General features: G+C 63.6%; 18 protein-coding genes. 10 read left to right on the forward strand and 8 right to left on the reverse strand.

Annotated features, from left to right (window positions below):
- Positions 1-41 precede the first annotated feature (41 nt).
- The 3 genes from GJ668_RS03280 (at position 42) to GJ668_RS03290 (ending at position 2529) form a co-directional block, all read left to right on the forward strand.
- The gene (locus tag GJ668_RS03280; protein ID WP_155448695.1) at positions 42-356 is read left to right on the forward strand and encodes a HesB/IscA family protein; all 315 of its coding nucleotides are present in this window, start codon (positions 42-44) and stop codon (positions 354-356) included.
- Between the two features lie 15 nt (positions 357-371).
- Positions 372-1493: a sulfur reduction protein DsrS gene (locus GJ668_RS03285; protein WP_155448696.1), complete on the forward strand. Its 1122-nt coding sequence runs from the start codon at positions 372-374 to the stop codon at positions 1491-1493.
- Positions 1494-1737: 244 nt separating this feature from the next.
- Positions 1738-2529: a DUF3108 domain-containing protein gene (locus tag GJ668_RS03290; protein ID WP_186342851.1), complete on the forward strand. Its 792-nt coding sequence runs from the start codon at positions 1738-1740 to the stop codon at positions 2527-2529.
- A gap of 76 nt (positions 2530-2605) precedes the next feature.
- On the opposite strand, the gene GJ668_RS03295 is transcribed toward GJ668_RS03290, so the two are convergent.
- Together GJ668_RS03295 and vapB are read right to left on the reverse strand one after the other, a co-directional pair.
- Complete coding sequence (locus tag GJ668_RS03295) at positions 2606-3013, reverse strand: type II toxin-antitoxin system VapC family toxin (RefSeq protein WP_155448698.1); 408 nt, start codon at positions 3011-3013, stop codon at positions 2606-2608.
- Positions 3013-3249 carry a type II toxin-antitoxin system VapB family antitoxin gene (vapB, locus tag GJ668_RS03300; RefSeq protein ID WP_155448699.1) on the reverse strand — a complete coding sequence of 79 codons (237 nt, stop codon included), beginning with the start codon at positions 3247-3249 and terminating at the stop codon, positions 3013-3015. The genes GJ668_RS03295 and vapB overlap by 1 nt, the downstream gene beginning before the upstream one ends.
- 277 nt (positions 3250-3526) lie before the next feature.
- Between vapB and GJ668_RS03305 the strand changes: the two genes are divergently transcribed.
- Positions 3527-4126, forward strand: coding sequence for an EF-hand domain-containing protein (locus GJ668_RS03305; RefSeq protein WP_155448700.1), 600 nt, complete (start codon positions 3527-3529; stop codon positions 4124-4126).
- Here the strand turns inward: GJ668_RS03305 and GJ668_RS03310 are convergent.
- Genes GJ668_RS03310 through grxC form a run of 4 tightly spaced genes read right to left on the reverse strand, consistent with a single transcriptional unit; the run spans position 4112 to position 6130 of the window.
- Entirely contained in the window at positions 4112-4975 is an 864-nt protein-coding gene (locus GJ668_RS03310; RefSeq protein ID WP_155448701.1) for an SDR family NAD(P)-dependent oxidoreductase, read from the reverse strand. The two genes, GJ668_RS03305 and GJ668_RS03310, sit on opposite strands and share 15 nt — an antisense overlap.
- Before the next feature lie 8 nt (positions 4976-4983).
- The gene (locus GJ668_RS03315) at positions 4984-5436 is read right to left on the reverse strand and encodes a hypothetical protein (RefSeq protein WP_155448702.1); all 453 of its coding nucleotides are present in this window, start codon (positions 5434-5436) and stop codon (positions 4984-4986) included.
- 18 nt (positions 5437-5454) lie between these two features.
- Entirely contained in the window at positions 5455-5871 is a 417-nt protein-coding gene (locus GJ668_RS03320; protein ID WP_155448703.1) for an RNA-binding S4 domain-containing protein, read from the reverse strand.
- Positions 5864-6130: a glutaredoxin 3 gene (grxC, locus tag GJ668_RS03325; RefSeq protein WP_155448704.1), complete on the reverse strand. Its 267-nt coding sequence runs from the start codon at positions 6128-6130 to the stop codon at positions 5864-5866. Before grxC ends, GJ668_RS03320 begins: the two co-directional genes overlap by 8 nt.
- Before the next feature lie 191 nt (positions 6131-6321).
- On the opposite strand from grxC, the gene pepN reads away from it, so the two are divergent.
- From pepN to GJ668_RS03350, 5 genes are all read left to right on the forward strand, one after another.
- Positions 6322-8958 carry an aminopeptidase N gene (gene pepN / locus GJ668_RS03330; RefSeq protein ID WP_155448705.1) on the forward strand — a complete coding sequence of 879 codons (2637 nt, stop codon included), beginning with the start codon at positions 6322-6324 and terminating at the stop codon, positions 8956-8958.
- Entirely contained in the window at positions 8955-10100 is a 1146-nt protein-coding gene (gene lptF / locus GJ668_RS03335; protein ID WP_155448706.1) for an LPS export ABC transporter permease LptF, read from the forward strand. Before pepN ends, lptF begins: the two co-directional genes overlap by 4 nt.
- A gap of 82 nt (positions 10101-10182) precedes the next feature.
- Positions 10183-11697 (forward strand): amidophosphoribosyltransferase, encoded by a 1515-nt coding sequence (gene purF, locus GJ668_RS03340; RefSeq protein ID WP_155448707.1) that lies wholly within the window; start codon positions 10183-10185, stop codon positions 11695-11697.
- Positions 11675-12904, forward strand: coding sequence for an O-succinylhomoserine sulfhydrylase (locus GJ668_RS03345; protein WP_155448708.1), 1230 nt, complete (start codon positions 11675-11677; stop codon positions 12902-12904). Before purF ends, GJ668_RS03345 begins: the two co-directional genes overlap by 23 nt.
- A 45-nt stretch (positions 12905-12949) precedes the next feature.
- Positions 12950-13957: a phosphoglycerate mutase gene (locus tag GJ668_RS03350; protein ID WP_186342852.1), complete on the forward strand. Its 1008-nt coding sequence runs from the start codon at positions 12950-12952 to the stop codon at positions 13955-13957.
- Positions 13958-13967: 10 nt separating this feature from the next.
- Here the strand turns inward: GJ668_RS03350 and gorA are convergent, their stop codons facing one another.
- Positions 13968-15344, reverse strand: a complete 1377-nt coding sequence (gene gorA, locus GJ668_RS03355; protein WP_155448710.1) for a glutathione-disulfide reductase — start codon at positions 15342-15344, stop codon at positions 13968-13970.
- A gap of 120 nt (positions 15345-15464) precedes the next feature.
- Positions 15465-16199 carry a glutathione peroxidase gene (locus GJ668_RS03360; RefSeq protein ID WP_155448711.1) on the reverse strand — a complete coding sequence of 245 codons (735 nt, stop codon included), beginning with the start codon at positions 16197-16199 and terminating at the stop codon, positions 15465-15467.
- A 392-nt stretch (positions 16200-16591) separates the two neighbouring features.
- Here GJ668_RS03360 and GJ668_RS03365 point away from each other — a divergent pair, with 392 nt between their 5' ends.
- Positions 16592-16909, forward strand: a complete 318-nt coding sequence (locus GJ668_RS03365) for a sulfur globule protein CV3 (RefSeq protein WP_155448712.1) — start codon at positions 16592-16594, stop codon at positions 16907-16909.
- The last annotated feature ends 15 nt before the right edge of the window (positions 16910-16924 follow it).

Here is a 16924-nt window from a genome sequence, read left to right on the forward strand (position 1 = left end):
ACTGGTCTGTCGCGCTGGATGCGGTTCAAGAGGAGCCTGAGATGTTCAAGCTGACACCCGCCGCCGCCGAGCAAGTCCTCAAGGCGGCCAAGCAAGGCGGTACCGAGGGCATGTGCCTGCGTCTGGCCGCCGGCCAGAATCCAGATGGAAGCATCGACTACCGCATGGGGTTCGACGATCTCACCGAGGATGATATTCGGCTGACCAGCGAGGGTGTCGAGCTGGTCATCGCGCCCGAGTTCGTTCCGCTGCTCGATCAGACGACCATGGATTATGTCGAGCTGGAGCCGGGACAGTTCCACTTCATCTTTCTCAATCCAAAAGACCCCAACTATCATCCGCCGACTGAGAACTGACCGCGCGTCCGGGCCATGGATCTCAGTCACGAAGACAGTCTGCGTCTTCACGTCCTGCTGGCCAGTCAGCCGCTGGCGATCCGCATCGACGAGGGACGGATGCGGGTCCAGGGCCTGACCGAGCGCGGTGAATCGAGCGTTCAGCTCAATCCCAACACGGCGCCTGAGCGTTATCTGCGTCAGGTGCGCGAGCTCATCTCGGGTCAGGTGCTGGGTTCGCCGGGCGGTTATCCGGTCTATCTCAGCCGCTGGACCCGTCTGGGGCAGATGCGCGACGAGAGTCTGGCGCAACTGCTGCTGCTCGGTGAGCCGGAGGCGGTGGTCGCGGCTGTCGGCTCGCCCGGACTGACCGACGAGCTGGCGCATCGGGCCTGGTGGGCAATGGAAGAGGCCAGCAACGCGCGTCGGATGCTGGCCAATCCGCGCGTGCGCGACGGGCGCATGGGGCCGGTTCTGGCCGAGTATCTGCTCCAGTATCTGCCGTTCGAGACCGACTCGGAGGCGATGATGGAGAGCGTGCGGTTGATCCTGCAACCCGGACTGCTCGATGCCGAGCGGCGGGCTGATCTCTGGAGACGTTCGGCGCGCAAGCCGGCCTGGCTGGTGGGTTTTCTGCGTGCCGGGTTCGACGACTGGCCCGAGCCGATTCCGGCCCGTGTTGTACATCCTGAATCGCTGAAGTCTCTGTTAGGCGCGGATGATCCGGTCGCGCATCTGTTCGCGCGACTCCAGACGCCGGACGGGCAGGGGTATCTCAAGACCGTGGCGCGCATTCTGGACAAACCGCCCAATCAAGAGGTTCTGCTTGCGGTTCTCGACTGTTTGCGCGCGACCTTCGCGCCACTGCGCCCCGAGGGCGATCCCAATCTCGGACTCGACGCCTTGAGTCGGGACGCCGAGGCCGTGCTGTCCAGCAATGCGCTCGATCCACGCCTGCTCGAACGAATGCGCGACTGTTCCGACTGTCGCCATGACCTTCAGGCCATGCGCTTTCTGTCGGGCGTCGGCTATGCCCTGATCCGGCCGCTCCTGTCCGATCCGACCACCCAGGGCACGCTCATGCGCCGCAAGCTCGCGCCCATGCTCGATGCCATCTTGAACCGGATCGACCGCTTGATGGGTGGCTCGCCGGGCTAGACCACCGGACAGGCCACCGCCGATCCGAAACTGGCTCTTGGGGGTGTCGCGGAAGAAATACCCCAGAGCGATGGCACCATCCGTATCCTTGACTTCATTCGCTTGTCAAAGCGCGGAAGATTCGTACCGCCGCGAGACCCCCTGGCCAATGCGCCAAACTCCATGTCGACTCATGCACGCAAAGTTCCCAATGTCACTTGCAATACCGCGATCATACGTTGCTTTGCTGGTCGTGATTGGCGGCTTGACGGGATTCGCTGTGTTCGATGCCGTCAGGGCCGAGGCCGCGACACCAGGCTGGTCAGCGTCGATCACGCCGTTGGTGCGGCGGTCGGACGCCGAGATCCGACCGCTGAATCTGAGCTACGAGGTCAGTTGGAGCCAATGGCTACAGGCCGGCAGTCTGCACATCGCTTTCGCTCCAAAACACGGGCGTCAGCAGGCGCTGATCGAGGCCAGAGCCAGGGCGCAGAGCCTGGGTCCGGTGCGCGTGTTCTGGCCCTATGAAAGCTCGACGCGCGCGGAGATTTGGCGCCGGACGCTGTATCCGGCGCGCTTCGAGCATGAGCAGACCGAGAGTGGCGAGCGGGAAACCTACCAGGCGACCTATCGCAAGGGTGTGATGCATGTCGAGTCGACGCTGACGCCACGCGACAGGCGGGGGGTGGAGCGCGAGACGCGAACCCATGAGCATGACCAGATTCGCGATGTGCTGTCTACGCTGCTGTTCCTTCAGCAAATCGATTTGAGTCAGCACCAGAGCCTCACGCTGTTGGTGCAACCCCTGGATCGTCTGTATCTGGTCTCCTTCACGGTCGTCGGCCAGGAGCAGCGCCGGGTCTTCGAGACACGCTGGAAGACGATCAAGCTTGCGGTCCGGATTCGTCGTGTCACGGATGACTACGAATTGGCCAGCTATAACAAACTGCGGAGTGCGACCCTCTGGCTCAGCAACGACGAGCACCGCGTCCCTGTCGAGATCCAGGCCGATCTGCGCGTCGGGTTCGTCTCCATGCGGTTGCGTCGTCTCGACTAAACCGCGTCCAGATTGGGAAACGTATTGTTTCGAGACGGGCGCCTCTTGGAATGACGCCTCTCGCTTTGGTCGAAGTTTAATCGCCAGGCAGCAACCAATTTTCGATCATCATGCCAGGATATCTGACAAAGTCCTTGGTGTTGTTCGTGACCAGGGTGAGGTTAAGCGACCGTGCGTGGGCGGCAATCAGTTTATCGAGCGCGTCCCTGCGGCTGTCGCGTGTCGCCAGTCGGATTGCGGCATAGACCCGGCCCGCCGCCTCATCGAAGGGCGCGACCGGAATGTCTTCGATCAGACTGTCCAAGTGCGTGCGCTCCTGAGGCGGATTAGTCGAAACGGCCACGCCATATTCCAGTTCAGCAAAGGTGATCGCTGACATCACGACATCGCCGACATGGCATTGGGCAAAGCGCTGAGCCACGATCTCAGGCTGGTGCTTGATCAGGTAGATGCAGATGTTGGTATCGAGCATGTAGCGCGGCATCAGAGTCGATCCCGTTCGTCCTGTTCCTGGTCGCCGCGACCGTCCGCCATGAAGTCCGGAGAAAAACGGGCGAATTTGTCCAGCACGCCCGCCAGAGAGCGGCGGGCAGGGCGAATGCGCAGTTCGTCGCCGTGTCGTTCGATCTCCAGTTCGAGATCCGTCCGCTCGAAGGCCAGGTCAGCCGGAATGCGCACGGCTTGCGAATTGCCGTTTTTGAATGCTCTCGTGATGTGCATGATCGATTCCGAGTGTTGGATGTACGCTGTATGTACTTTAGTCGGGGATGTGGCGACGGGCAACTGTTAAACGGGTGGTGAACTGCATAATCACACGAGACGCAACAGTTTGCACAGTTCACTGCAACGCAGCCGAAAACACCTCGATACGCGCCTCGCGCAAACTGGCCCGCCGCTTGCTGCCAGGAGACATGAGCCGCCCTGGAACTCAGAATGATCGCTTTGATCATCGTGCCCCGGGCGATCCTGTACCTCAAGCCGCCGGGAGATTAACACGATGAGTATCAATACGATCACAAGCAGCATGAGCGACATCGGCTCCAAGCTGTATGGCGCGGCGAACGCCATTACTCAGGACTATCAAGAGCGCAACAAGACCCTGGAGCAGGTCTTCTCCACGCTGGACACCGAGGGCAAGGGCTATCTCGACGCCAGCGACTTCGAGACCGCGTTCGAGGCATTGGGTTTGGGCGAGTCGTCTGAGGAATCCGACGAAAATTTGACGCTGCCGGGCGTCGAGGATGTGGTCGCGGCGCTCGACATGGACGGCGACGGCAAGGTCAGCTCGGGCGATCTCAGCGAGGGGATGCGCTCGCTGACCGACAGTCTCTCCTTTCTGCAAGGCCGCGCCGAGCTGCTGGGCGCCGAAGCGATGAAATTTGCTCAGACGTTCAGCAGTCAGCTCGCCGACGAGGATGGGGAGGCGCAGCAGGCCACAGAGGCGGCGGCGACAGCCACCGCCGAGTCCGTCAATCGTGAACAGACCCGGCCCGACCTGTTCGTGATGCGGCGCGTCATGCAGCTCATGGACGCCTATGGCTCGTCCTATCGCTCCAACGAATCCAGCAACAGCGATTCGCTGTCACTGGTGGCCTGATGTCTCCAGAAGGCCGGTTGCAGCCAAACTCAGCGCCCAGACGCGCTGGTTCAGCTCGGGGTCGCGTGCCTGAGCGGGCGCCTGGATCGGTCGCCCATTCCAGAGATAGGCGCCATCGACCGGCGCCGAGGATTCGTCGAACGCCAACCGCAGCACCCCTCGGGCAGCGCGCTCGGGTGTCGGCAGCGCCCAGCCGATTAGCCGGTCGACCAGCCGCCAGAACAGCCCCTGAGCGCCATCCGTGCCGCCGAGATTGGAGCGGAAGACGCCTGGAAAGACACAGTTGACCCGCACGCCCGTGCCGGTGAGTCGCCGCGCCAGCTCGAAGGTGAAGTGCAGGTTGCCGAGCTTGGACTGACCATAGGCCGCCATCATCCGATAGGGACGACGCTCCCAGTTCCAGTCGTCGAGATCCATCGCCGTGTTCATGCGCGTGCCGACATTGATGATCTGCGCCGGCGCGCTGGCGGTGAGGCGGTCGAGCAGCAGGTGGGTCAGCAGGAAGGGCGCCAGATGATTGACGGCCAGGGCGCGCTCGATCCCGTCCGCCGTCAGTCGCCGTTCGCGGAAGGCGGTGCCGGCGTTGTTAATTAGCAGATGCAGGGCGTCGAAGTGCGTCAGCACCGCGTCAGCCAGGGCGCGCACCTCGGCCTGACTGGCCAGATCCGCGACGAAGAGCTGAAGATGCGGATTGCCGGTAGCCGCCTGGATCTCAGCCAGCGCTGCTTCGCCGCGCGCCCGATCACGCGCGACCAGACCCACGCGCCAGCCGGCAGCAGCCAGCCCCTGGGCGATGGCGCGGCCCAGACCGGAATTGGCGCCCGTAACCAAGGCGGTCTTCATCATCATGTCGACCCTCAAGGATGCTTGCGCTTGCGCGGCTGATAGTGCGCGATCTCGCGCAGGATGAGCGAGTAGGGCAGGGCGTCGATCGTACCGAACTGCCGGATCGACGCGGCCACCGTCACGCTGATGTCCTCGACATAGCTGGGGGCGGGCGTGTCTGGCTCCAAGACCGCGCACAGTCCGCGCAGTCCGCCGACCTGGATACGCATGGCCTTGTTATGGGGCAGGGCGCTGTTGGTCTCGGTCGACTTGAGCGCAAAACGCGCCTGGCGTCTGAGTGCTTCGAGCAGGGCCAGACAATCGGCTTGTGCCTGGGCCGAGTCACATTGCACGCCTTCACGCTCAGCGATACAGAACTTGCGCGCCCGCGAGCAACCGCCGTTGCTGGTCAGGATGGTTTTTTCATAGGGACAGAAACGCTCATTGACGGCGCGGTAGGTGTCGCGAAAAGCGTCGTTGTCCATGGCGTGCCCGACTCCGGCTCAGCCGCCCGCGTCGCCGTGTTCAGTGAAACGCTGGATCTGGCGGCGATCGCGTTTGGTGGGACGGCCCTTGCTGTCCGGGATCGCCGCGCCGAGTTCGCGCCGCTCGCGCACCAATTCCTGACGCCTGAGTCGGCTGGTTTCGGACTCGGCATAAAGCAGGGCGGCTTCAGCGGCTGGGCGGCGTTGTTTGTTGATCGCCAGCACCTCAATCTCCCAGCTCAGGCTGTCTTTGTGGATCTCCAGCCGGTTGCCGGGACGGATCACACGACTCGGCTTGACGCGCTGGCCGTCGACATGGATCTTGCCGCCATTGATCGCCGCGATGGCCAGCTGACGGGTCTTGAAGAAGCGCGCCGCCCACAGCCATTTGTCGAGCCGGATCGCGTCGGCTGGATCAGCGGCGCGCTCAGTCATCGCTGTCGAGTCCGAGCCGCTCGTCGAGTTCGCCGTCCATGTCGAGCAGCGCCATATCGTCGTAGCCGCCGACATGGAAGTCGTCGATGAAGATCTGCGGCACCGTGTGCCGGCCGCTGCGCTCGACCATCTCGGCCATGCGCGCGCGGTCGTGATCGACCGGGATCTCAGCGAAGGCAACACCCTTGCGCTTGAGCAGACGCCGCGCACGGTCGCAGTAAGGGCAAGTGTGGGTCGTGTAGACAGTGACCTGTGGCATGGTATCGAATCTATCAGCGGAAATTGTCCATGGCGTGCGAGCTTCGCCCCTCGCCTGGCTCCAGTCAAGTCGAGTCGGCCTGTTGGCCTCTAAGCCGCTACCATCCGGGGTTTGGCTCGCCGCCCAAGGCGACACATAATCCCAGTCAGAGGCCGCTCGATCCATCCTTTTTCAGACAGGCAGAGTGCACCATGTATCGCGAGACCCCGCATCCCATCTATCTCAAGGATTACCGTCCGCCCGAGTTCCTGATCGAGCAGGTGGAGCTGCGCTTCGAACTCGACCCCGAACACACGCGCGTCGAATCGCGGCTGGCGCTGCGGCGCAATCCGGCGGCGACGCGCGGGGATGGTAGTCTGCGTCTGCATGGCGAGCAGTTGACGCTAATGCAGGTTGCAATCGATGGTCACGCACTGACGCCGGCTGAATATCGCGTCGACGCCGAAGGGCTGACCATGCATCGCGTGCCCGACCGCTTTACGCTGGAGACCCAGGTCGAGATCCATCCCAGCCTCAACACGGCGCTCGAAGGGCTTTATCAGTCCGGCGACATGCTCTGCACCCAATGCGAGGCCGAGGGTTTCCGGCGCCTGACCTATTTTCTCGACCGCCCGGATGTGATGGCGCGCTATACCACCACGCTGGTGGCTGACAGGACGCGTTTTCCGGTTCTCCTGTCCAACGGTAATCCGGTCGCGCGCACTGACTTGGAGGATGGGCGCCACAGCGTCACCTGGGACGATCCCTTTCCCAAGCCGAGCTATCTGTTCGCCCTGGTCGCGGGCGATCTGCGCGCCGTCGAGGACAGTTTCGTCACCGCCTCGGGACGCGAGATCCAGCTCCAGATCTTTGTCGAGCCGCACAATCTCGATAAGTGCGACCACGCCATGCGCTCGCTCAAGAAGGCCATGCGCTGGGACGAGGAGCGTTTCGGGCGCGAGTACGATCTGGACATCTTCATGATCGTCGCCGTCAGCCACTTCAACATGGGCGCGATGGAGAACAAGGGGCTCAATATCTTCAACGACAAGTTCGTGCTCGCCCGTCCCGACACCGCGACCGATGTCGATTTCGATGGCATCGAGAGCGTCATCGCACACGAATATTTCCATAACTGGACCGGCAACCGCATCACCTGTCGTGACTGGTTCCAGTTGAGCCTGAAGGAAGGCTTCACTGTCTATCGCGATCAGGAATTTTCGGCCGATGTCGGCTCGCGCGCGGTCAAGCGCATCAGCGATGTGCGGACATTGCGTGCGCATCAGTTCCCCGAGGACGCCGGGCCGCTGGCCCATCCGGTGCGGCCCGAGTCCTATATCGAGATCAACAACTTCTACACCACCACTGTCTATGACAAGGGCGCCGAGGTGGTGCGGATGCAGGCCGCGCTGCTCGGCCCGGAGTCGTTCCGGCGCGCGACCGATCGCTATTTCGAGCGCCACGATGGGCAGGCCGTGACTACTGAGGACTTCGTGCGCTGTATGGAAGACGCCAGCGGGCGCGATCTGACTCAGTTCCGGCGCTGGTATGAGCAGGCCGGCACGCCCGAGCTGAGCATCCAGAGCAAGTACGACGCAACGGCTGGCACCTATACCCTGAGCGTGCGCCAGGAGACAGCGGCGACACCGGGTCAGCCAGTCAAGTACCCCTTCCATATTCCGCTGACCATCGGCCTGCTCGGAGCCGAGGGTCAGGCGCTGCCGGTCTGGCTGGCGGGCGAATCCGCGCCACCCGCGCCCGGCACCCGCCTGCTGGAACTGACCGAGCGCGCGCACGAATTCACCCTCGTCGGTCTGACCGAGCGGCCGGTGCCCTCGCTGCTGCGCGGTTTCTCGGCACCGGTGCGGGTGCGCGACGATCTGAGCGACGCCGACCGGATGTTCCTCATGGCCCACGACAGCGACGGCTTCAACCGTTGGGATGCGGCCCAGACGCTGCATGAGCGTCTGCTGCTGGCCCTGACGGACGATGCCGACCATCCCATCCCCGAGGACTACATCGCGGCCTTCCAGCGCGCCCTGCGCGATCCGAGCGCCGATCGGGCGCTGCTCGCCGAGGTGCTGACCCTGCCGAGCGAGACCTATCTGAGCGATCGCATGACGGTGGTGGATGTCGACGGACTCCATCGCGCCCATCGCCAGTTGACGCGCTGCATCGGTGAACGGCTGCGCGCGGATCTGCTCGCTGTCTATCACGACAGCGCCGAGACCGGCGACTATGTCTTCAGTCCCGAAGCGGTCGGTCGGCGTGCGCTCAAAAATCTGGCCCTGGCCTATCTGGTGCGGGCCGAGGATGGCGAGGGGCTGGCGCTCTGTCGGGCGCAGTTCGAGGCCGCGCACAATATGACCGATGTCATGGCGGCCTTGCGGCTACTGACCGAGCAGGGCGGGGCGGCGGCAGAGGCGGCGCTCGACGCCTTCCATCGGCGCTGGGCGGGCGAGTCGCTGGTGCTCGACAAATGGTTTGCCGTCCAGGCCGCCGCCCCGCGCGCGGATGCTCTGACGCGGGTGATGGCGCTTCTGCACCACCCGGATTACAGCGCGCGCAATCCCAACCGGGTGCGCAGTCTGGTCAGCACCTTCAGCAACCTCAATCAGGTGCGCTTCCATGCCGCTGATGGCGCCGGCTATCGCTTTTTGGTTGGTCAGGTGCTGGAACTCGACCCGGCCAACCCGCAGCTCGCCGCGCGTCTGCTCAAGCCGCTGGTGCGCTGGCGTCGCTTCGATCCCGAGCGTCAGCGGCTGATGCGCACTGAACTTGAACGGGTGCTGGGAAGCGGCGAGCTGTCGAGTGATGTCTTCGAGGTTGTCTCCAAGGCGCTGGCATGATCGGTACACGGCCTCCTATGCTCGGCCTGCTCGATCGCTATCTGTTGCGCGAAGCGACCAAGGTCTTCCTGGCCATCGTGCTGGTGCTGGTGCTGATCCTGGCCAGCCTGATGTTCCTGCGCACCCTGGAAGAGGTCAATCTCGGCGGCCTGGGCGTCAACGTGGTCTTTCACTATCTGGGTCTTCAGTTGCAGCGCGATCTCTCCAGCCTGCTGCCGCCGGCGTTCTTTCTGGCCGTGCTGGTGACGCTGGCGCGTCTCTCGCGCGACAGCGAGTTGATCGCCATGCAAGCCTGCGGCGTGGGTCCGCCGCGCCTTTATCGCACCTTCCTGATCCTGGCCCTGCCGGTGGCGCTCATCACCGGCTGGATCGCGCTCGATCTCAAGCCGCGTGCCGCCGCCGGCATCCAGGAGATCCGACTCCAGCAGAAGGAACAGGCGGCGCAGATCGCCGGACTCCAGCCGGGGCGTTTTTATGTCGAGCAACGCGGCGAGGTGGTGGTCTATATCGGCGAGATCGACGCGCGCAAATCGCTCGGCGATGTCTTCGTGCTCGACCAGCGCGGCGGGAAAACGCGCCTGGTGGTGAGCGAGGCGGGCCGGCATCGGCTCGAAGAGTCCACAGGCGATCATCTGGTGACCCTGACTCAGGGCCACCGTTTCGATGGTCAAGCCGGCTCCGGGGACTATCTGATCGGCGACTTCGAACAGTACGAGATCCGGCTCGCCGGCGCTGGAGCGACCCGTCGCGCCGTCAATAAGCGTGCGACCATTCCAACATCGGATCTCATCCGCGCGGGTGAGTTGGCCGACCGTGTGGAGTTGGAGCACCGGCTCGCCGCGCCGCTCTCCATCCTGACCCTGGCGCTGCTGGCCATTCCCCTGGTCGATCCCTCGCCGCGTCAGCGCGCCACCGGGCGTCTCATACTTGCACTGCTGGCCTATTTCAGTTTTTTCAACCTGCAACGGCTGGCCGAGAGCTGGATGGAATCCGGGGTCACGCCCGAGTGGCTCAGCAGCCTCTGGTATCAGCTCGCGATCCTGGCGTTCGTGCATCTCATGCTGCTGCCCGAGACCTTCTGGATCAGACGGCTGAGCCGGCGTTTGTTCGACCGGCACCCGTTGCTCGCCAAGTCGTCTTGATGGCGCCGGTCAGCTTCGGTTAATCTGCTTGGTCCCCAATCACCCGCGCCGCCTCTCGTCATGGCGTGGTCGAGGCTTCTTCATGTGTGGAATCGTCGGAATCGTCGGCCAGGCGCCGGTCAATCAATCTCTCTATGATGCGTTGCTGGTCTTGCAGCATCGCGGCCAGGACGCGGCCGGGATCATCACCTGTGAGGGTAACAGGCTCCATCTGCGTAAAGACAATGGTCTGGCGCGCGATGTCTTTCAGACCAAGCACATGATCCGGCTGCGCGGCGGGATGGGCGTCGGGCATGTGCGCTATCCGACGGCGGGCGCATCGAGTTCGGCTGAGGCCCAGCCCTTCTACGTCAACTCGCCCCACGGCATCGTGCTCGCCCACAACGGCAACCTGACCAATGCCGAGGAGCTCAAGCGGGATCTGATCGTCGAGGATCTGCGTCACCTCAACACCGAGTCCGATTCCGAAATCCTGCTCAACATCCTTGCGCACGAATTACAGGTCCAGGGTCGGCTGCGCATCGACGAGCAGGACATCTTCCGCGCCGTCGCCGGCGTGCATCGGCGCTGTCGCGGCGGCTATGCAGCGGTCGCCATGATCCCCGGCTTCGGCGTCTTCGCCTTCCGCGATCCCCACGGCATCCGTCCGCTGGTCTATGGCCGGCGCGAGACATCCGAGGGCACCGAGTACATGATCGCTTCCGAGAGCGTGGCGCTCGATACCAGCGGCTTTGAGCTGATTGCCGATGTCGCCCCAGGCGAGACGGTGCTGATCACTCTCGACGGCCAGCTCCATACCCGTCAGTGCGCAGCGCAGCCGGTGCTCTCGCCCTGTATCTTCGAATTCGTCTATTTCGCCCGTCCCGATTCCATCATCGACAACATTTCGGTGCACAAGGCGCGCTCGCGTATGGGCAAGAAGCTCGCGACCAAGATCAAGCGTCAGTGGTCGAACCATGACATTGATGTGGTGATCCCGATTCCAGACACCAGCCGCACCGCCGCGCTGCAACTGGCCAATCAGCTCGGTGTGCACTATGCCGAGGGGTTCATCAAGAACCGCTATATCGGGCGCACCTTCATCATGCCGGGCCAGAAGGTGCGCAAGCGCTCGGTGCGCCAGAAGCTCAACGCCATCGATCTGGAATTCCGCAAGAAGAACGTACTCCTGGTCGACGACTCCATCGTGCGTGGCACCACGTCGCAGCAGATCATCCAGATGGCGCGCGATGCCGGCGCCCATCGCGTCTATTTCGCCTCGGCCGCACCGCCGGTGCGTTTCCCCAACGTCTATGGCATCGACATGCCGGCGGCCAGCGAGCTGATCGCCCACGGTCGTACTGAAGAGGAGGTCGCGTGCGAGCTCGGTACCGACGGGCTGATCTTTCAGGATCTGGATGATCTGATCGACGCCGTGCAGAAAAAGGGCAAGTCGCACGTCGACCGCTTCGATACCTCGGTCTTCGATGGGCAGTATGTCACGGGCGATGTAACAGCCGCCTATCTCCAGGCGCTCGAAGATCGCCGCAACGACAGCGCCAAAGAACATCGCGCGGCCCACAGCGAGAGCACCCTTGACCTCCACAACGCCAACTGATCCGCCGCTGGACGACTGGGACGGTACGGGTTCGCCCGGATTCGCGACGCGTGCCATTCGTGTCGGGCATCGTCGCACTGAGGAGGGCGAGCACAGCGAGCCGATCTTCGCCACCTCCAGCTTTGTCTTCGCCAGTGCCGCCGAGGCCGCCGCGCGTTTTGGCGGCGAGCAGGCGGGCAACATCTATTCGCGCTTCACCAATCCCACGGTGCGGGCCTTCGAGGAACGGCTGGCGGCACTGGAGGGCGGCGAGTGCGGCGTGGCCACGGCGTCGGGCATGGCCGCGATCCTGGCGGTCTGTCTGGGACTGCTCAAAAGCGGGGATCGGATTCTCGCCGCGCGCAGTCTGTTTGGCAGTACCACCATGCTGTTCGACAAATATCTGACGCGCTTCGGCATTCAGACCGATTACGTGCCCCTGAGCGATCTGTCGGCCTGGGAATCGGCACTTGAACGCGACCCTGAGCGGCGCACGCGGCTGTTGTTCTGTGAGACGCCGTCCAACCCGCTCACCGAGATGGTCGATCTGCGCGAACTGGCTAAGATCGCGCATCGACATGGGGCGCTGCTGGTGGTCGACAACTGTTTCTGCACGCCGGCTCTGCAACGTCCGCTCGCGCTCGGCGCCGACATCGTGGTGCATTCGGCGACCAAGTATCTCGACGGTCAGGGACGCTGTGTCGGCGGGGCCGTGGTCGGCGACCGCAAGCAAGTCGGCGAAGAGGTCTATGGCGTGCTGCGCACCGCGGGACCGACCCTGAGTCCCTTCAACGCCTGGGTCTTTCTCAAGGGCCTGGAGACGCTGGAATTGCGGATGCTCGCTCAGTCGCGCGCGGCGGCTGGTCTGGCCCAATGGCTGCTGGAACAGCCCGCGGTCGCACGGGTTCACTATCCGGGGCTGGCTGAACATCCGCAGCATGCGCTGGTCGGCCATCAGCAGCGCACCGGCGGCGCCATCCTCGCCTTCGAGGTGCGCGGCGGTCGTGAGGCGGCCTGGCGCGTGATCGACGCGACACAACTGCTGTCGATCACGGCCAATCTGGGCGATGTGAAGACCACCATCACCCATCCGGCGACGACGACCCATGGTCGCCTGACGCCCGAACAACGCGCCGAGTCAGGGATCGGCGAGGGCCTGATCCGGGTGGCGGTTGGACTGGAAGATCCGGCCGATCTCCAGGCTGATCTAGCGCGGGGACTGGGCTGAGGATCTCGATCGGATGAGCCGGCCGCAACAGGCGTTGGATGTGAAATGTTGAGTCTGGAGATTCTGTGTCCATCGCTGCTGGCGCCCATCCCGGAGCGGACCGGACTGAAATTTCAGGCACCGGCCATCGAGCGTCTGCTGGCGCGCGCGGATCGTCTGGCCGGTTCTGACCGCGATCCCATCGAAGTGCTTCTGCGTACCGCCGGAGTCGACTGGCCGGCTGGAGACGCGGCTCCGAGCGCTCCGGTCGCGCTGCTGGGCGAGGGCGTCGAGGTCGAATCCGAAGCGATCTGGATGCACGCCGATCCCATCCATCTGCGCCCGGATCGCGATCGTCTACTGGTCTATGCGGGTCCGGGTGTCGCGCCGGAGCCTGACGAGGCCGAGGCGCTGGTGGCAGCCTTCAATCGGCATTTCGTCGAGGATGGGGTTCGGCTCATCGCGCCATCGCCTCAACGCTGGTATCTGCGTTTGCCTCAGCCTCCAGGGCTGAGAACCCGGCCATTGCATCAGATCCAGGGCGGTTCGATGGCCGAGCATCTGCCGCGCGGACCCGAGTCGCGCGATTGGATGCGCCTGCTCAACGAGACGCAGATGCTCTTTCACGCCGAACCGGTCAACCGGCAGCGCGAGGCGACGGGCCGGCCGCTCATCAGCGGCATCTGGATCTGGGGCGCGGGATCGCGGCCGGCACTGTCCGGTCAGGGGCCGGACGCACTGATCGGCGATCATCCGGCGCTGTCAGGGTTGGCGCGTCTGGCCGCACGTCCGCATCGTTCGCTGAAGGCTTGGCAAAACGACCCGCTACCGACCGCCGGGCGTCAACTCGTCTTTTGGGATCGTCATTGGCGCGCCTGGCTGGCGCACGACCTGGAGGCCTGGACACGCGCCACGTCCGAACTCGATGCCGTGATCGAGCGCTTGTGGAACCCCTTGCGTGCCGGGCGTCTGGACGCGATCCGGCTCGATCCTTGTGACGGAGCCGCGTTCAGGATCACATCGCGCCAAACACGGCGTTTTTGGCGGAGACGGGCGACGCTCCCTGTCGCCTGATCCGTAACTCCTAGCCGGACTGACCGGGCCGTCGCACCGGCTCCTTCATGGTCACCAGTTCCTCGGCGCTGCACGGATGGATAGCGACCGTGTTATCGAGATCGGCCTTGGTCGCTCCCATCTTCACTGCCACACCGAAGCCCTGCATCATTTCATCGACGCCATCGCCGATCAGATGGATGCCGACTACTTTTTCGTCCGCACCGGCACAGACCAGCTTCATCGCCGTCTTGGGGCCGTGCGCGTTGAGCGAGTAGCGCATGGGGGTGAAGCTGGTCTCATAGATCGTCAGCGTGTCGCCATAGCGCTCGCGCGCCTCGGGTTCGGTCAGCCCGACCTTGCCGATCGGTGGATGCGCAAAGACCACCGTGGGCACGTTCTCATAGTCGAGCTTGAGATCCGGCTTGTCGTTGAACAACCGCTCGGCCAGACGTCGCCCGGCGGCGATGGCCACCGGCGTCAGCAGCTCGCGTCCGGCGATGTCGCCGATGGCATAGATGCCGGGGACATTGGTGTTCTGATAGGCATCGGTCGGAATAACGCCGCTGCGCTCGACAGTGACCCCGGCCGCCTCCAGGTTCAGCTCGCGCGTGTTGGGCGCGCGCCCGACCGCCCAGATGACCTGATCGAAGCCGGTCAGACGCTGACCGTCGCGCGCGGCCAGCACCAGCCCCTGTTCATCGCGCTCGATGCCGGCGACCTCGAATTGCAGATGCATGTCGATGCCGTGCAGCTTCATGTTTTCGGTCAGGGTCTCGCTGATGAGCGGGTCGAACAGCGCGAGCATCCGGTCTTCCAGCGCCACGATGGTGATCTCGGTGCCGAGTGCGCTCAGCACGCCCGCCAGTTCCACGCCGATATAGCCGCCGCCGATGATGGCGACCCGCTTGGGCTGTTCTTCCAGCGCGAAGAAACCGTCCGAGGTGATGCCGAGTTCGGCGCCCGGCATGCGCGGCACGATGGGCCGGCCGCCGGTGGCAATGACGATATGATCGGCGGTGTAGTGCTGATCGCCGACAGCGACGGTGCGCGCATCGACGAAACGCGCGTAACCATCGATCCGGGTCAGGCCCAACCGTTCGGCATAGCCGTTCCAGTAGCCATTGATGTTAGCGATGTATTGATTGCGCCCCGCGATCAGCTTGCCCCAGTCGAAGCCATCCGAATGAGCCTGGACGCCATAGTCTGGTGCATCGGCGACCGCTGAGGCCAGATTGGCGGCATACCACATCACCTTCTTGGGTACGCAGCCGACATTGACACAGGTGCCGCCCAGTTTGGCACCCTCGATCAGGGCCACGCGCTGGCCGAATTGCGCGGCCTTTTCGGCGATCGCCAGACCGCCGCTGCCGCCGCCGATGGCGATCACGTCGAAATGCTGACTCATGATTGCTGTCACTCCTGTTTTGCAAAGCCGGTGCCTGAACGCAAAAGGCTTCGGGCGACCGCTGGATCGCGATCGCCCGAAGCCCGGTTAGGTCAAGGCAAGAGCGGATTCAGTGCGATTTCAACGCGCTTGCAGCCAGGCGATGACCGCGTCCGAACCGCCGATCAGCTTGCCGTTGACGAAGACCTGGGGCACGGTCGCCGCGTTGGAGACGGCGCGCAGACCCTGCTCGGTGTAGTCCTTGTTGAGCACCAGTTCCTCGAAATCGATGCCGGCGTTGCGCAGTGCTTCCTTGGCCTTGGCGCAGAAGGGGCAACCGCCGCGGCTGAAGACCGCCACATCGAGCGGCTTGGGCTTGTTGGGCGCCAGATACTCCAGCATGGTGTCGGCGTTGGAGACCTCATAGGGGTCGCCTTCGACCTCCGGCTCGATGAACATCTTCTCGACCACGCCGTCGCGCACCAGCATCGAGTAGCGCCAGGAGCGCTTGCCGAAACCGAGATCGTCCTTGTCGACCAGCATCCCCATGCCGTCGGTGAACTCGCCGTTGCCGTCCGGGACGAAGATCAGGTTATCGGCGTTCTGGGCCTTCTGCCATTCGTTCATGACGAAGGTGTCGTTGACAGAGACGCACACCACCGAGTCGACGCCCAGTTCTTTGAAGGTCGGCGTCAGCTGGTTGTAGCGCGGCACATGCGAGGAGGAGCAGGTCGGGGTGAAGGCACCCGGCAGCGAGAAGACCACCACGGTCTTGCCGGCGAAGATCTCATCGCTGGTTACATCGACCCACTCATGGCCCTGGCGGGTGTGGAAGGTGACGCTGGGGATACGGCTTCCGGTACGGTCCTGGAACATGCTTCGGTTCTCCTGAATGGATGATGAGTCGTCGTTTTGGGTTGATGATCGCGTTGGCCGCGTGGCCGACGGACATAGATTAACCCGGAAAAAGTGGTTCAATTAAATGGATTATAGGAATCGTCTCGATCGGCGGCGACTATGAATCGCCAGCGCCTACAGCTCGATCGAGATCAGCTCCGTTGGATTGGGGGCTGTTACGTCGATCTCAAGTCTCGCTGTGTGTTCGTACAGGGACACGCTTGCATGGCGGTCGCCGTGAATGCGAGCATTGATTGATGCGGATCAACGCACGCGCGCGGGCGTTTGCTTAATCTTTCGCGCTGCGGCTCGACCGCATGATGAACGCCGTTCTCGCGAACGGAGCTGTTGATCTCGTGGAGGATACAAAGATGACGATGAAGCGACTCCTGCTGGCCTCGGCCCTGGCCGGTGCCTCTGCACTCGCCACCTTGCCCGTCAATGCCTTCTGGGGCTGGAACCCATTTGATTGGGGCGGTCCCTGGGGCGGTGGCCCCTGGAGCGGTCCTTGGGGTGGCGGCCCCTGGGGAGGCGCGCCCTGGTACGGTGGCTATCCATACTATGGCGGCTATCCCTATGGTCTCTATGGTGCTCCCTATGGCTGGGGTGCGCCTGTCTATGGCTACCCAGGTTACGCCTATCCGGGCTATGCCTATCCCGCCACCACCCAATCGACGACGAGTCAATAAGCCGCTCAGTGCTTG

The sequence above is a fragment of the Allochromatium palmeri genome, assembly GCF_009720725.1.
In the GTDB taxonomy this organism is placed as follows: domain Bacteria; phylum Pseudomonadota; class Gammaproteobacteria; order Chromatiales; family Chromatiaceae; genus Thermochromatium; species Thermochromatium palmeri.

Bases quoted from the DNA above. Each gene is read 5' to 3' on its own strand.
- GJ668_RS03310 (WP_155448701.1), bottom strand. From the start codon at position 4,975: ATGATGATGAAGACCGCCTTGGTTACGGGCGCCAATTCCGGTCTGGGC.
- lptF (WP_155448706.1), top strand. From the start codon at position 8,955: ATGATCGGTACACGGCCTCCTATGCTCGGCCTGCTCGATCGCTATCTG.
- GJ668_RS03285 (WP_155448696.1), top strand. From the start codon at position 372: ATGGATCTCAGTCACGAAGACAGTCTGCGTCTTCACGTCCTGCTGGCC.
- purF (WP_155448707.1), top strand. From the start codon at position 10,183: ATGTGTGGAATCGTCGGAATCGTCGGCCAGGCGCCGGTCAATCAATCT.
- vapB (WP_155448699.1), bottom strand. From the start codon at position 3,249: ATGCACATCACGAGAGCATTCAAAAACGGCAATTCGCAAGCCGTGCGC.
- GJ668_RS03320 (WP_155448703.1), bottom strand. From the start codon at position 5,871: ATGACTGAGCGCGCCGCTGATCCAGCCGACGCGATCCGGCTCGACAAA.
- grxC (WP_155448704.1), bottom strand. From the start codon at position 6,130: ATGCCACAGGTCACTGTCTACACGACCCACACTTGCCCTTACTGCGAC.
- gorA (WP_155448710.1), bottom strand. From the start codon at position 15,344: ATGAGTCAGCATTTCGACGTGATCGCCATCGGCGGCGGCAGCGGCGGT.
- GJ668_RS03280 (WP_155448695.1), top strand. From the start codon at position 42: ATGTTCAAGCTGACACCCGCCGCCGCCGAGCAAGTCCTCAAGGCGGCC.
- pepN (WP_155448705.1), top strand. From the start codon at position 6,322: ATGTATCGCGAGACCCCGCATCCCATCTATCTCAAGGATTACCGTCCG.
- GJ668_RS03295 (WP_155448698.1), bottom strand. From the start codon at position 3,013: ATGCCGCGCTACATGCTCGATACCAACATCTGCATCTACCTGATCAAG.
- GJ668_RS03305 (WP_155448700.1), top strand. From the start codon at position 3,527: ATGAGTATCAATACGATCACAAGCAGCATGAGCGACATCGGCTCCAAG.
- GJ668_RS03315 (WP_155448702.1), bottom strand. From the start codon at position 5,436: ATGGACAACGACGCTTTTCGCGACACCTACCGCGCCGTCAATGAGCGT.
- GJ668_RS03350 (WP_186342852.1), top strand. From the start codon at position 12,950: ATGTTGAGTCTGGAGATTCTGTGTCCATCGCTGCTGGCGCCCATCCCG.
- GJ668_RS03365 (WP_155448712.1), top strand. From the start codon at position 16,592: ATGACGATGAAGCGACTCCTGCTGGCCTCGGCCCTGGCCGGTGCCTCT.
- GJ668_RS03360 (WP_155448711.1), bottom strand. From the start codon at position 16,199: ATGTTCCAGGACCGTACCGGAAGCCGTATCCCCAGCGTCACCTTCCAC.